Raw genomic sequence first — 12,425 nt, 5'->3', positions numbered from 1 at the left:
GGGAGGCAGGCGCGCTGTCGTTCGGCGTGTTGGGAGCGGATGCCGCGGCGCGGCCGCAGGGCCGGGCGGGCACGTCCGAAGACAGTTCCGCTGCAGGACCAGTCAACTTGTCGACTTGCAGTCGTCGCTGGCAGGTCAGCGAGGAGTTGGTCGGCATCTCCTGACAGTCCGGTGAGCACCCCGGGCGGAGGGCGTGTCTGTCGAGCGCTCGACGCCGCGCAGTCGCCGTGGGAGGATCGCCGGAATGGGACGTCACAAGGTCATCGCCGTGCGCGGGCTCACGAAGCGCTATCGAGATGTCGTCGCCGTCGACGACATCTCGTTCGACGTCGAATCCGGGAGCGTGTTCGCGTTCGTCGGGACCAACGGCGCCGGCAAGTCGACGACGATCGGATGTGTCACGACGGTCTTGCCGTTCGATGCGGGTGAGATCTCGGTGGCCGGTCACGACGTGCGCCGCGACGGGGAACCGGTGCGACGCACGATCGGCGTCGTGTTCCAGGAGTCGGTGCTCGACGGGGCGCTCACGGCGCGAGAGAACCTCGCCGTGCGGGCGCGCTTCTACGATGCGGATCGACGCGCGATCCGCCGGCGCATCGCCGAGCTCTCGGAGCTCATCGACCTCGGTGCCTTCCTCGACCGCCCCTATGGCAAGCTCTCCGGCGGGCAGCGACGGCGCGTCGACATCGCGCGGGCACTGTTGCACTCCCCGTCGATCCTCTTCCTCGACGAGCCGACGGCCGGCCTCGACCCGGCGGGTCGCGCCATCGTCTGGGCGACCATCCATGACCTGCGCGATCGCGGCGGGTTGACCGTCTTCCTCACCACGCATTACATGGAGGAGACCGAGGAAGCCGATCTCGTGTGCATCATCGACCAGGGCCGGATCATCGCCAACGGCACACCGTCGGAGTTGCGCAGCCGGCACAGCCGCAGCGTGCTCACCGTCACGACCCGTGATCGCACGGCGCTCTCCACGATCGCGGCCACATCCGGGCTCGCCCTCGCCGGGAACGGGGACACCGTCGAGATCGCGGTCGAGGGCGCCGACGTCGCCCGTCGCCTGCTCGCCGAGCACGGCGCCGATGTCATCGACTTCGAGTTCCGCCACGGTCGGATGGACGACGTCTTCCTCGCCCTCACGGGGCGCGACCGAGTTCTCGCGGAGGAGTGAGATGGGCGTCGTCGTCGACATCATGGCGCGCAATCTGCGGCTGTTCTTCCGCGACCGCCTCAATGTCTTCTTCTCGCTCCTGGCGGCGATGATCGTCTTCCTGCTCTACACGCTCTTCCTCGGCAACCTGCAGACGACCTCGATCAGCGCGGCGTTCCCGCGGGCATCCGAGGCGGATGTGCGGGCATTCGTCGACAGCTGGATGTTCGCCGGCATCGTCGCATTGACGGCCATGACGACCTCGCTCGGCGCACTCGGCGTCTTCGTCGAGGACGCCGCGTCAGGGCGATTCCGGGACTTCCTCGTCTCTCCACTCCGGCGCTGGCAGCTCGTGCTCGGCTACTTGCTCTCGACCGTCGTGATCGCAATCATCATGACCGCACTCGTCCTCGTCGTGAGCCTCGGCTACCTGTTCTTCGTCGACGGCGTCGTGATCGGCATCCTGGAGCTCGGCAGGACGCTCGGCTGGATCACGCTGGCCTGCGTCGCCTTCGCGGCGTTGTGGGCCCTCATCGCCTCCTTCATACGAACGACCGGCGCGTTCGCCGCACTCTCGACGATCGTCGGAACGGTCATCGGATTCCTCGCGGGCGCGTTCATCGCCGTCGGCTTGTTTCCGGAGGCGGTCCGCAACGTCGTCAACGCCCTCCCGTTCGCGCAATCGGCCATGCTGCTGCGGCGCGAGTTCACGGCCGAGACGCTGTCGACGCTCGTAGGTGGACGCCAGGAGGCGATCGACGCGCTCCGCACGTATTACGGCGTGACCGCCTTCATCGGCGACTGGGAGGTGAACGTGCCGTTCGTGCTTGCGGCGCTCGTCGTCCTGGCGATCGCATTCACGACGCTTGCGGCCTGGCGGATCCGGGCGCGTATCGCGTAGACGCTCTCGGCTCGTCGGCCTGTTCGACGCGCTGACGAACGCGTGCCGACGCCCGGGGCACCGGGGGTGCGCATTCATCAACTCCGCAGCCGAGAGCGATCCTGGCTCGCGCGTGCACCAGCGGACCGTCGCCCACAAGGCCTCCGTCCTCGCCTGGGTGACCTCCCTCGCCGCCGACGCCGGCGCACCCGACTCCGCCGTGCTCGCCCGCTCTCTGACGCTCCTGCTCGACGGCGGCCTCGCGAGCGGGGCACTCGATTGACGTCCGGATGCGGCGGCAGCCGCGAAGCCGGCGGCAGCGAGCCTGGTGAGCAGCACGCTTCAGTCCGGATGATTGACAGATATTGATTTTTGTCATTCCTTCATGCACACTGGAGACATGACCATCTCCACACGCACCCTCGGCACGACCGGTCCCGTCACCTCCGCCCTCGGACTCGGCCTCATGGGCATGTCCGACCTCTACGGACGCAGCGATGACATCGAGAGCATCGTGACGATCCGGGCCGCACTCGATGCCGGGGTGACCCTGCTCGACTCCGGCGACTTCTACGGCGTCGGCCACAACGAACTCCTGCTCCGCGAGGCCCTCGCCGGGCGCGACCGTGAATCGGTCGTCGTGAGCGTGAAGTTCGGCATCCTCCGTGGCCCGGACGGCGGCTGGAACGGTGTCGACACGAGGCCGGCCGCCATCAAGAACGCGCTCGCCTACACCTTGCGGCGGATCGGCACCGACTACGTCGACATCTACCGTCCCGCGCGTCTCGATCCGAACGTGCCGATCGAGGACACCGTCGGTGCGCTCGCCGAGCTCGTCGACGCCGGGTACATCCGTCACATCGGCCTCTCGGAGGTCGGCGCCGACACCCTGCGCCGCGCACATGCGGTGCACCCGATCTCCGACCTCCAGATCGAGTACTCCCTGATCTCCCGCGGGATCGAGGCGAGCATCCTCCCGGCCGCCCGCGAGCTCGGCATCGGCGTCACCGCCTACGGCGTCCTGTCACGCGGACTCATCTCGGGCCATTGGTCGCCGGACCGCTCAGGCGACTTCCGCTCCAGCCTGCCTCGGTTCGGCGGGGAGCACCTCGAGCGCAACCTCGCGCTCGTCGAGAGCCTGCGCGAGATCGCCGAGGCACGCGGAGCATCCGTCGCACAGGCCGCGATCGCCTGGGTGCTGGCGCAGGGCGACGACATCGTGCCGCTCGTCGGCGCGCGGACGCGTGAACGGCTCGCCGAGTCGCTTGGTGCACTCGACCTCACCCTCGACGCGGCAGACCTCGCCGCGATCGAGCGGGCAGTGCCGACCGACGCGGCATCCGGCGATCGCTATGATGCGAGGCAGATGTCGATCCTCGACAGCGAGAGGTGACCGCACATGGCAGAGGCCCTCACGCGCGAGGCCATCCTCGCGAGCGCTGAGGACGTGCTTCGCCGCTACGGTCCCGCGAAGACCTCGGTCGTCGACATCGCGCGCGCGCTCGGCGTCAGTCACGGCACCGTCTACCGCCACTTCGAGAGCAAGGCGGCGATCCGCGATGCGGTGACGGAACGCTGGCTCGACCGCGTCTCAGCGCCTCTCGAAGACGTCATCCGTGCACCTCGGCCCGCCATCGACCGTCTTCACGAGTGGCTGGTGGTACTCACCGAGACCAAGCAGCAGATGGCCGTGACCGACCCTGAGATGTTCGAGACGCTCCTGGCCCTGACGATGACCTCACGGGAGGTCGTCGCCGCACATGTCGACCATCTGGCCGAGCAGCTCTCGCGCATCATCGCCGACGGCATCGCCGACGGCGAGTTCGCCCCGGGCGATCCCGCGGTGCTCGGGCGCGCCGTGCTGCAGGCGACGGCCAGGTTCCATCATCCGTTGCACGCCGCCGAGTGGGACGACCCCGGGCTCGCCGCCGACTTCGACGCCGTGTACGCGTTGGTGCTTCGCGGGCTCATCGCGTAGCGCGTCGGATGGACAGCCCGATGCACGACACCAACGCCCTGCGCCGCACCGTGCTGCTGGTCGCGATCCTCAACCTCGCGTACTTCGGCGTCGAGTTCGTCGTGGCCCAGGTCATCGGTTCGGTGTCGCTCTTCGCGGACAGCGTCGACTTCCTCGAGGACGCGAGCATCAACCTCCTCATCTTCTTCGCGGCCGTCTGGTCGGCCCGGCGGAGGTCGTACGTGGGCAGCGTGCTCGCGATCGTGATCCTGATCCCGGCGCTGGCCACGCTCTGGACCGCAGTGATGAAGATCGTCGACCCCGTCCCGCCGGAACCGCTGCCCCTCTCCCTCACCGCGATGGGTGCGCTCCTCGTGAACCTCGCGTGCGCGCTCCTGCTGATGCGGCACCGCGACCACCCGGGGAGCCTGGCGAAAGCGGCGTGGCTGTCCGCACGGAACGACGTGCTCGCCGACGCCGCGATCATCGTCGTCGCGGTGCTCACGGTCTGGTTCCCCACCGCGTGGATCGACGTCGTGGCAGGTCTCGGCATCGGCGTGCTGAACGCCGACGCCGCGCGCACCGTCTGGATGGGAGCCAGAGACGAGCGACGACGGCTCGAGCCCGAAGCGTAGGTCTCGACCGTGGACCGACGCCGGGCGGGAACGGGCGTCTGTGCAGCGCCCCCCACGCACCTCACGAACCGAACGCACGAGACTGTTCCTCCGCAGGATCGGTCAACTTGTCGATTTGTCGACTCATCGACTTGTCGACCGATTCTGCGGGGAGACAATGCTTCCCCGGTGCGAAGTTCCGCAGGCAGATGAGAGTCGTGAGAAATATTGAACTTTTCGGTTCAGTGTTCTACACTGAACAACATGGTTCAGCAACTGGCACTCGATCGGGCGTTCGCCGCCCTCGCCGACGAGACGCGACGCGGCATCCTGACCCGCCTCGGTGACGGCCCGGCGACGATCACCCAGCTCGCGGAGCCCACGGGAATGACGCTCACCGGCATCCGCAAGCACGTCGACGTGCTCGAGGTCGCGGGCCTCGTCACCACCGAGAAGGTCGGCCGGGTGCGGCAGTGCCGCCTCGGCACCGAGCGTTTGGACGACGCGATGGCATGGATCACCTTCTACCAGCGGCTCTGGGAGCGTCGACTCGACGGTCTCGAGGCCTACTTCACCCTCGCGAAAGGAACGGAATCATGAGCGACACCCAGACGAACGAGACCATCGGCCTCCGAGCGAGCCGACTGATGCCGGCGACGCCGGAGGAGGTCTTCGACGCCTACACCGACGCCGAGAAGCAGAAGACCTGGTTCTCGATCCTCGATGGCGGCGGCGTGGTGGAGATCGAGATCGACCTGCGCGTCGGCGGCACCTGGAAGGCGGTGTGGGGGCCCGACCGCGACACCCTCTTCACCGAGATCCAGACGATCCTCGAGATGGACCGCCCGCACCGCCTCGTCACCGAGTCGACGGGCAGCGACCCGAGCGGCGACTCGATCACGACGCGCATCGAGGTGACGTTCGAGGCGCAGGAGGGCGGCACCCTCATGAGCGTCGCGCAGACGGGCTTCCCGACTCCCGAGGTTCGCGACTTCTTCCAGGCCACCGCCTGGGAGGGCGCGTTCGACCGCATCGAGGCGTACCTGCGTCGCTCGGCCTGACGTCCCGGCGCGCGACGACCTCAGGCGAGCGGGAGGGCCTCGGAGCGGATGCCTCGGGGCTCTCCCCGTCGGCGCGGTCGCCCGCCCGCCGAGACTGTCGCGGGCTCAGCCGCCCGCGGACGAGATGTGCGTCGCGAGGGCGCTCGAGGGAGCCACGCTGCCGAGCGCCGCGGCGCCGTCGAGAGGATGCGCCTCCCCGAGCCGGATATCGGCTCCGGGCACCTGCTCCAGCACCGACGCCGTGAACGCGCGCGCCAGCGCCGCGCCGCCGAACACCCCGCCGACGCCGCGCACACGGGGCGCCGCGGCATCCGCCTCACCGACGCGTCGCAGACCGGCGATCACGGATGCCGCGAGCTCGCGACCGGCCGCAGACACGATCGCGCCGGCGACAGCATCGCCGGCCGCCGCCGCGTCGGCGACGTGCCGCGCGTAGGCGGCGATGCGCCCGACGCGTGCCGGATCCACCTGCAGCTCGATGTACGCCCGCTCGAGGTCTGGGAACTCCTCGCGCACGACGGCGGTGAGCGCGGTGGGGTCGCCCCGTCCGTCGTGCGCGCGCATCACGGCGTCGAGCGCGGCGCGACCGAGCCAGTACCCGCTGCCTGCATCGCCGATGAGGTAGCCCCAACCGTCGACCCGCGCCACGTCGGTCCGACCCACGGCGAGGGTGACCACGCCGGTGCCCGAGGCGACCACGGCGCCGCGGTCGTCGCCGAGCGCGCCGAGGTACGCGGTGATCGAGTCGTGCGCGAGGTGCACGGCGCGCACCCCGTACTGCACCGCCGCGGCGAGCAGGTACCCAGCGTCGGACTCGTCCGACGTGAGCCCCGACACGCCCAGTCCGACGGCGTCGAACGCGTACCCCGCGTCGACGGCCTGCGCCATGACCCGGGCGAGCTGCGGCAGCAGCGGCAGGTCGGTGCGGATGCCGGGACCGGCCCACTCGCTCGCGCCCGCGGCATCCGCGTGGCGTACCTTGATGCCCGACTGACCCGCGTCGATCGCCAGCGACCCGCCGCGCCTCATGCCATGCTCCGTACGAGACGCTCCGCGAGCCACGCCGACTGCCGCTGCCAGTGCGCCGCGGCGCCGCCCTCGTGCTCGTTGAAGGCGTACTCGACGATGTCGGCCGAGGCGCCGGCGCCCCAGTGGTTGCGCGCGGCATACACGGTCGACGGCGGGCACACCGGGTCCATGAGCCCGACCGAGAACAGCGCAGGCGCCGTCGCGCGCTTCGCCAGGTTGACCCCGTCGAAGTAGGCGAGGGTCTCGAACGCGCGCGGTGCGGCATCCCGGTGCACCGAGAGATACTGCACGATCTCCTGGTACGGGAACCTGTCGGTGAGGCCGACGGCCCGCTCGAAGTGGCAGAGGAACGGCACCTCGGGCATCGCGCCGACGAGCCCTGAGGAGAGACCTGCCGCGGCGATCGCGATGCCGCCGCCCTGGCTGCCTCCGCACGCCGCGACGCGGTCGGCGTCGACCCGGTCGAACGATCGCACAGCGTCGATCGCGAGCACCGCGTCGGTGAAGACGCGGCGGTAGTAGTACGTGGCCGGGTCCTCGATACCGCGCGTCATGAAGCCCGGCGCCGACGGCCCGGTGCCGTGCGGGTCGGCCGTCTCGCCGCCGGTCCCCCAGACGCTGCCCTGGCCGCGCGTGTCCATGAGGAAGTACGCGTAGCCGGATGCCGCCCACGCGAGCCGCTCGTGCGGCAGGCCGCGCCCCCCGCCGTAGCCGTTGTACTCGACGATCGCCGGGAGCGGCTGGTCGGCTCCGGCGGGCACGATGAACCAACCGCCGACGGGATCTCCGCCGAATCCGCTGAACGACACGTCGTAGACCTCGAACGCGGTGAGTGGCGAGGCGACGCGGGTGAGACGCGGCGGCTCGGCGAGTGCGCGGGACTCGGCGAGCGTCGACGTCCAGAACGCGTCGAAGTCTCCTGGCTCGGCGACATCGGGGCGGTATGCGCGGAGTGCGTCGACCGGCAGATCGAAACGGGGCACGGCTCTTCCTTCGGATCACTGCGCGCGGCGGCATCCGCGCAGTCGATGGGCGGACGCCCAGCGTATCGAACCGCAGACGACCCGCCGCTCGTATGCTGGACCCGAACGCCGAGGGCGGCGCCGGGAGGGGGCGACATGACCGAAGACACCGTACGGCCGCGCCCGCCGAAGCGGGTGATCGCCGTCGTCGTGCTCACGTACATCTCGGGCATCCTCGACATCATCGCCGGCATCCTGCTGATCCTCCTGCGCTACGACGACGCAGTGCGGGCCGCGGGCGACGCGTTCGCCGTCAGCCTCTGGGGCGCGGGGATCATCCTCATCGGCCTCCTCACGATCGCCATGGCCTCGGGGCTCACGCGTGGGCGCAACTCGGCGCGCATCTTCGTGACCGTGCTGGTGTCGCTCTCGGCCCTCGTGTGGGTGATCGGTGTGATCGCGACGCCCACCGACGGATCGTCGTGGTGGTCGCTCGCGATCGGCGGCGGCATCTCCGCGCTCATCATCCTCGCGCTGTGGGCGGGGCGCCCTGCGGAGTTCTTCAGTCGGTCGATGGCGGCACGCCGGGAGCCGTCCGCCTGACCGTGGCGACGAGCGCCGCGGGCACGGCGGGCACCATCCGCCGCACGGCTCGTCGATGCACGAATCTCACCACTTCGATTCCCGCGATCGAGATGACGGATGCCGCGATCACGAGCAGCGCCGTCGGCAGCGTCAGCTCGACGAACTGCAGGAAGTCGGCCACGACCGGGATGGCGAAGACGAGCACGAGGCCGATCATCATCGCGCCGATGATGACGATCTTCCAGCCGTCGATCGGACGCGACAGCACGGTGAGCACCCAGAGGCCGACGATGCCGAGGATCATCGTCGATCCGGTACGCAGCTCGTCCTCGGGGATGCCGGCATCCGTGGCCATGCGACTGTAGAGGGCCAGGACGAGCGCGATGATGATGCCCGCCGGGATCGCGAAGGTCAGCGAGCGTGGGAGGAACCCGGGTAGGTAACGGCGCGCGTTCGGCATGAGCGCGAGGAAGAACGCGGGGATGCCGATGGTGAGGCCGTCGGTCACCGACAGCTGGCGCGGCAGGAACGGGAACGGCAGCAGCATCACCCCGAACAGCACCGCGAGCGCCGTGGAGTACGCGGTCTTCGTGAGGAAGAGCATCGAAACCCGCTCGATGTTCGCGATGACCTGCCGCCCCTCGGCCACAACCCCCGGCAGCTGGGAGAACCGGCCGTCGAGCAGAATGATGCGCGCCACCGCCTTGGTGGCCGCCGAGCCCGAGTTCATCGCGATGCCGATGTCGGCTTCCTTGATGGCGAGCGCGTCGTTCACGCCGTCGCCCGTCATCGCGACGGTGTGCCCGCGGCGCTGCAGTGCGGTGACGATGTCCTTCTTCTGCGACGGCGTGACCCGGCCGAACACGACATGCGACTCGAGCGCCTCGCCGAGCTCATCGAGGTCGGTCGGCAGCTCGCGCGCGTCATACCCGCGGGGCGCGTCCACGCCGACCTCGCGGGCGATCGCCGCCACCGTCTGCGGGCTGTCGCCCGAGATGATGCGCACGGCGACGCCCTGCGCGGCAAAGTACTCGAGGGTGTCGCGGGCATCCGGGCGCACGCTCTCGCGGAACGTCAGCAGCGCCACCGCGGTGAGCGAGCCCGGCAGGCGCTCGGCCTCGGCGCGCTCGGCGGTGAGCTCCTCTGGGCTGTGCGCGAGCACGAGCGTTCGGCGGCCGGTGGCGGCGAGGTGGGCGGCCTGGGCGCGCAGGTCGCCGCGCGCCGAGGCATCCGTCGCGGCGGCGATGCCTGCAACCCTGTCGCCGGATGCCGCGAACACCATTTCGGGCCCGCCGAGCACCCACGTGCCCGACCCCGGGAATCCGACCGCACTCCACTTGCGCGCCGACGAGAACGCGATGCGCGCCTCGGGCTCGAGCACGCGCTGCACGGGATACGGCTCGACGAGGCACCGCGCGGTGGCGTTCGCCTCGGGCTCTGCGCCATACCAGGCGAGCACGTCCGTCCATCCGTCGGGCGCGTGCGAGGCCAGCGGATGCGCCGCGTCGAACACGATGTCGCCCTCGGTGAGGGTGCCGGTCTTGTCGAGGCAGATGAGGTCCACTCGGGCGAGGCCCTCGACCGCCGGCAGCTCCTGCACCAGCACGTTCCGGTTGGCGAGCCTCACGGCGCCGACCGCGAACGCGATGCTCGTCATGAGCACGAGGCCGAGCGGGATCATCGCGACGATCGCCGCGATGGACGCGACCGCCGCATCCTGCCACTCGCCGCTCTCGATCGCCTCGACCCAGCCGCCCTTCGTCACCATCTGCGCGTTGAGCACGAGCAGGCTGATCGGCCCGATGATCCACGCGATCCAGCCGAGCAGGCGGTTGATCGAGGAGCGCAGCTCGGATGCCACGAGCGAGAACTGCTTGGCCTCGCTCGAGAGCTTGTTCGCGAACGAGTCCGCGCCGACCTTGTCGACCACCGCGGCACCGCCACCGCCGATCACGATCGAGCCTGACAGCACCGCGTCATCCGTCGCCTTGTCGACCGGGTCGGACTCGCCCGTGAGCATGGACTCGTCGAGTTGCAGGCGCTCGGAGGTCAGGACGTGCGCATCGGCGGCGACCTGGTCGCCCGCCCGCAGCACGAGGAGGTCGCCGAGCACCACGTCAGCGAGCGCGACCTCTCGCTCTTCGCCGTCGCGGATGACCCTGGCGTGGGGTGCGTGCATGAGGGCGAGCTTGTCGAGCGAGCGCTTGGCGCGGAACTCCTGCACCGAGCCGATGATCGTGTTGGCGATGGCGCTGAAGCCGAAGAGCGCGTCCTGCCAACGGCCGATGAGCAGCAGCACGAGGAAGCACCCGCCGATGATGGCGTTGAAGATCGTGAAGACGTTGGCGCGGACGATGCTCCACGCGCTGCGGCTCGTGGGGCTCTCGAACGCGTTCGTCTCGCCGCGGGCGACGCGCTCCGCGACCTCCGCAGAGCTCAGCCCCGTTGCGTTCGCGACGATCGCCCCCACCCCGTCATCCCACCACATCAGGCGGTGCCAGCGACAGGGGGGAGGTGGCGGCATCCCCGGGCTCGCGTTATCGTGGCCGCGCGTTCGGCTCGACGACGAGGAGGAGCACATGGTTCTCATGTACCAGCGCGCGGATGCCGCGACCGACGACCTGCACTGGAACGACGAGATCGAGGGCGCGACGATCGGCTCGCAGGTCTCCCTGATCTTCGTGTACTCCTCGCGCGACGGCGCGGGGCCCCGGCTGCATCAGCACCCGTACACCGAGACCTTCGTGGTGCGGCACGGCCGCGCGCTGTTCACGGTCGGCGACGAGCGGCTCGAGGCGGTCGGCGGGCAGGTGCTCGTGGTGCCCGCGTTCACGCCGCACAAGTTCGCGGTCGTCGGGGGCGAGCCGTTCGTGTCGACGAACATCCACGCGAACCCGACGTTCGTGACGGAGTGGCTCGAATAGGGGCGGGCGGACACCACGCGCTTTGCGGAGGCGCGACCGTCGCAGGAGTACCCTGTGCCCCAGTTCCCCCTGATTACGGAGACGGGAGACGGGAGGGATCATGGCCGGGAAATCGCTGCGGTGCCGGTTGGGCATGCACAGTGGGTGGTGCACCGCGACATCGAGGCTGGAGCTTGGCATCAGTGCGCTCGCTGCGGAAAGGAGCGAACTCCCGACGTGAATCCGCCGGCCGTCGGCGGCATGATGGCTGGGGGTTGACGCCCGCGACCCGCCAGAATGAACGGATGACCGATCACGTCTTCATCGCCGGGCCCGCGTCGTGGAACCGCATCGTCGAGCTCGACCGCCTGCCGGAGCCCGTGCCGCACATGCAGTTCGCCCTCGGCGACTGGGAGACGGTCGGCGGCACCTCGGCGGGCAAGGCGCTCGGCCTCGCGGGCCTCGGCCGCCCCGTAACCCTGCACGCGCTCCTCGGCGGCGACGTCGAGGGTGAGCGCGTGCGGCGCGTCCTCGGCGAGGCGGGCGTCGACCTGCTCGCGGGCGAAGGCGGCACCACCGAACGCCACCTCAACCTCATGACGCGCGACGGCGAGCGCATCTCGCTCTACCTCGCGACGCCACAGGACCTCGACGGCGGGCCGGCTCCCGACGCGGTCGCGGCGATGTCGGATGCCGCGGCGATCGTGCTCGACCTCGCCCCGCTCTCGCTCGAGCTCATCGACGCGGCGCGCGCCGCAGGCCGCCCGATCTGGACCGACATCCACGACTACGACGGCGAGGCCGGGTTCCACCGCCCGTTCATCGAGGTCGCCGACGTGATCTTCATGAACGCCGACCGCATCGGCGACGACCCGCTGCCGTTCATGGAGCGCCGCATCGCGGGCGGGGCGTCGCTCGTGGTGTGCACGCTCGGGGCCGAGGGCGCGATCGCCGTCGACGAGCGGATGACCCGCCACGAGGTGGCGGCGGAGCCGGTCGAGGTGCTCGACACCAACGGTGCGGGCGACGCGTTCATGGCCGGCGTGCTCGACGCGACGCTCGCGGGGTCGCCGCTGCCAGATGCGCTACGCGCCGGGGCGCGGCACGCGGCATCCGTGCTCGTGACGAGGCACCTCCACCCGCGCCTGGACGCGTTGCTCGGCTGAGTGGGCTGCGCCGAAGGGAGTTCCTCGCCCCTGCGTAGGCGGCACTTCGGCACTTCGGCACCGTGATCGCGCATGACGACCATACGTCGGCGGGCAGCTGTGAACGGCCGCCGCG

14 protein-coding genes are annotated in these 12,425 nt (G+C 70.1%); 11 read left to right on the top strand and 3 right to left on the bottom strand.

The window, feature by feature from the left end; all coding sequences use genetic code 11:
- The first annotated feature begins 244 nt into the window (after positions 1 to 244).
- From ASG80_RS01395 to ASG80_RS01365, 8 genes are all read left to right on the top strand, one after another.
- Entirely contained in the window at positions 245 to 1,174 is a 930-nt protein-coding gene (locus tag ASG80_RS01395) for an ABC transporter ATP-binding protein (RefSeq protein WP_056727715.1), read from the top strand.
- 1 nt (position 1,175) lies between these two features.
- Positions 1,176 to 2,054, top strand: coding sequence for an ABC transporter permease (locus ASG80_RS01390; RefSeq protein WP_056727713.1), 879 nt, complete (start codon positions 1,176 to 1,178; stop codon positions 2,052 to 2,054).
- 112 nt (positions 2,055 to 2,166) lie between these two features.
- Complete coding sequence (locus tag ASG80_RS24070) at positions 2,167 to 2,316, top strand: hypothetical protein (RefSeq protein ID WP_200952461.1); 150 nt, start codon at positions 2,167 to 2,169, stop codon at positions 2,314 to 2,316.
- A 117-nt stretch (positions 2,317 to 2,433) separates the two neighbouring features.
- Positions 2,434 to 3,426 (top strand): aldo/keto reductase, encoded by a 993-nt coding sequence (locus tag ASG80_RS01385; RefSeq protein WP_056727711.1) that lies wholly within the window; start codon positions 2,434 to 2,436, stop codon positions 3,424 to 3,426.
- 6 nt (positions 3,427 to 3,432) lie between these two features.
- Positions 3,433 to 4,011 (top strand): TetR family transcriptional regulator, encoded by a 579-nt coding sequence (locus ASG80_RS01380; RefSeq protein WP_056727709.1) that lies wholly within the window; start codon positions 3,433 to 3,435, stop codon positions 4,009 to 4,011.
- Positions 4,012 to 4,031: 20 nt separating this feature from the next.
- The gene (locus ASG80_RS01375) at positions 4,032 to 4,625 is read left to right on the top strand and encodes a cation transporter (protein WP_082589634.1); all 594 of its coding nucleotides are present in this window, start codon (positions 4,032 to 4,034) and stop codon (positions 4,623 to 4,625) included.
- A 243-nt stretch (positions 4,626 to 4,868) separates the two neighbouring features.
- A complete protein-coding gene (locus ASG80_RS01370; protein WP_056727705.1) occupies positions 4,869 to 5,204 on the top strand; it encodes a metalloregulator ArsR/SmtB family transcription factor in 336 nt (111 codons plus the stop codon).
- The gene (locus ASG80_RS01365) at positions 5,201 to 5,665 is read left to right on the top strand and encodes an SRPBCC domain-containing protein (RefSeq protein ID WP_056727704.1); all 465 of its coding nucleotides are present in this window, start codon (positions 5,201 to 5,203) and stop codon (positions 5,663 to 5,665) included. The genes ASG80_RS01370 and ASG80_RS01365 overlap by 4 nt, the downstream gene beginning before the upstream one ends.
- 105 nt (positions 5,666 to 5,770) lie before the next feature.
- On the opposite strand, the gene ASG80_RS01360 is transcribed toward ASG80_RS01365, so the two are convergent.
- Both ASG80_RS01360 and ASG80_RS01355 read right to left on the bottom strand, forming a co-directional pair.
- A complete protein-coding gene (locus tag ASG80_RS01360; protein WP_056727702.1) occupies positions 5,771 to 6,694 on the bottom strand; it encodes a BadF/BadG/BcrA/BcrD ATPase family protein in 924 nt (307 codons plus the stop codon).
- Positions 6,691 to 7,677 (bottom strand): acetylxylan esterase, encoded by a 987-nt coding sequence (locus tag ASG80_RS01355; protein ID WP_056727700.1) that lies wholly within the window; start codon positions 7,675 to 7,677, stop codon positions 6,691 to 6,693. The genes ASG80_RS01360 and ASG80_RS01355 overlap by 4 nt, the downstream gene beginning before the upstream one ends.
- Before the next feature lie 135 nt (positions 7,678 to 7,812).
- Between ASG80_RS01355 and ASG80_RS01350 the strand changes: the two genes are divergently transcribed.
- Positions 7,813 to 8,259: a hypothetical protein gene (locus ASG80_RS01350; RefSeq protein WP_056727698.1), complete on the top strand. Its 447-nt coding sequence runs from the start codon at positions 7,813 to 7,815 to the stop codon at positions 8,257 to 8,259.
- Here ASG80_RS01350 and ASG80_RS01345 read toward each other — a convergent pair.
- Positions 8,219 to 10,729 carry an HAD-IC family P-type ATPase gene (locus ASG80_RS01345; RefSeq protein WP_056727696.1) on the bottom strand — a complete coding sequence of 837 codons (2,511 nt, stop codon included), beginning with the start codon at positions 10,727 to 10,729 and terminating at the stop codon, positions 8,219 to 8,221. The two genes, ASG80_RS01350 and ASG80_RS01345, sit on opposite strands and share 41 nt — an antisense overlap.
- A 91-nt stretch (positions 10,730 to 10,820) precedes the next feature.
- On the opposite strand from ASG80_RS01345, the gene ASG80_RS01340 reads away from it, so the two are divergent.
- Both ASG80_RS01340 and ASG80_RS22695 read left to right on the top strand, forming a co-directional pair.
- Positions 10,821 to 11,165 carry a cupin domain-containing protein gene (locus ASG80_RS01340; RefSeq protein ID WP_056727693.1) on the top strand — a complete coding sequence of 115 codons (345 nt, stop codon included), beginning with the start codon at positions 10,821 to 10,823 and terminating at the stop codon, positions 11,163 to 11,165.
- A gap of 284 nt (positions 11,166 to 11,449) precedes the next feature.
- Positions 11,450 to 12,310 (top strand): carbohydrate kinase family protein, encoded by an 861-nt coding sequence (locus tag ASG80_RS22695; RefSeq protein ID WP_082589633.1) that lies wholly within the window; start codon positions 11,450 to 11,452, stop codon positions 12,308 to 12,310.
- Positions 12,311 to 12,425 lie beyond the last annotated feature (115 nt).

Source organism: Agromyces sp. Soil535 (assembly GCF_001428255.1).
Lineage (GTDB): Bacteria > Actinomycetota > Actinomycetes > Actinomycetales > Microbacteriaceae > Agromyces.
The sequence above is the reverse complement of the archived record's forward strand: the minus strand, read 5'-3'. Positions and strand labels throughout refer to the sequence as shown.

Excerpts from the sequence above, each read along its gene's own strand:
- ASG80_RS01395 (WP_056727715.1), top strand. The coding sequence starts at position 245 with ATGGGACGTCACAAGGTCATCGCCGTGCGCGGGCTCACGAAGCGCTAT.
- ASG80_RS01390 (WP_056727713.1), top strand. The coding sequence starts at position 1,176 with ATGGGCGTCGTCGTCGACATCATGGCGCGCAATCTGCGGCTGTTCTTC.
- ASG80_RS01385 (WP_056727711.1), top strand. The coding sequence starts at position 2,434 with ATGACCATCTCCACACGCACCCTCGGCACGACCGGTCCCGTCACCTCC.
- ASG80_RS01380 (WP_056727709.1), top strand. The coding sequence starts at position 3,433 with ATGGCAGAGGCCCTCACGCGCGAGGCCATCCTCGCGAGCGCTGAGGAC.
- ASG80_RS01375 (WP_082589634.1), top strand. The coding sequence starts at position 4,032 with ATGCACGACACCAACGCCCTGCGCCGCACCGTGCTGCTGGTCGCGATC.
- ASG80_RS01370 (WP_056727705.1), top strand. The coding sequence starts at position 4,869 with ATGGTTCAGCAACTGGCACTCGATCGGGCGTTCGCCGCCCTCGCCGAC.
- ASG80_RS01365 (WP_056727704.1), top strand. The coding sequence starts at position 5,201 with ATGAGCGACACCCAGACGAACGAGACCATCGGCCTCCGAGCGAGCCGA.
- ASG80_RS01360 (WP_056727702.1), bottom strand. The coding sequence starts at position 6,694 with ATGAGGCGCGGCGGGTCGCTGGCGATCGACGCGGGTCAGTCGGGCATC.
- ASG80_RS01350 (WP_056727698.1), top strand. The coding sequence starts at position 7,813 with ATGACCGAAGACACCGTACGGCCGCGCCCGCCGAAGCGGGTGATCGCC.
- ASG80_RS01345 (WP_056727696.1), bottom strand. The coding sequence starts at position 10,729 with ATGTGGTGGGATGACGGGGTGGGGGCGATCGTCGCGAACGCAACGGGG.
- ASG80_RS01340 (WP_056727693.1), top strand. The coding sequence starts at position 10,821 with ATGGTTCTCATGTACCAGCGCGCGGATGCCGCGACCGACGACCTGCAC.
- ASG80_RS22695 (WP_082589633.1), top strand. The coding sequence starts at position 11,450 with ATGACCGATCACGTCTTCATCGCCGGGCCCGCGTCGTGGAACCGCATC.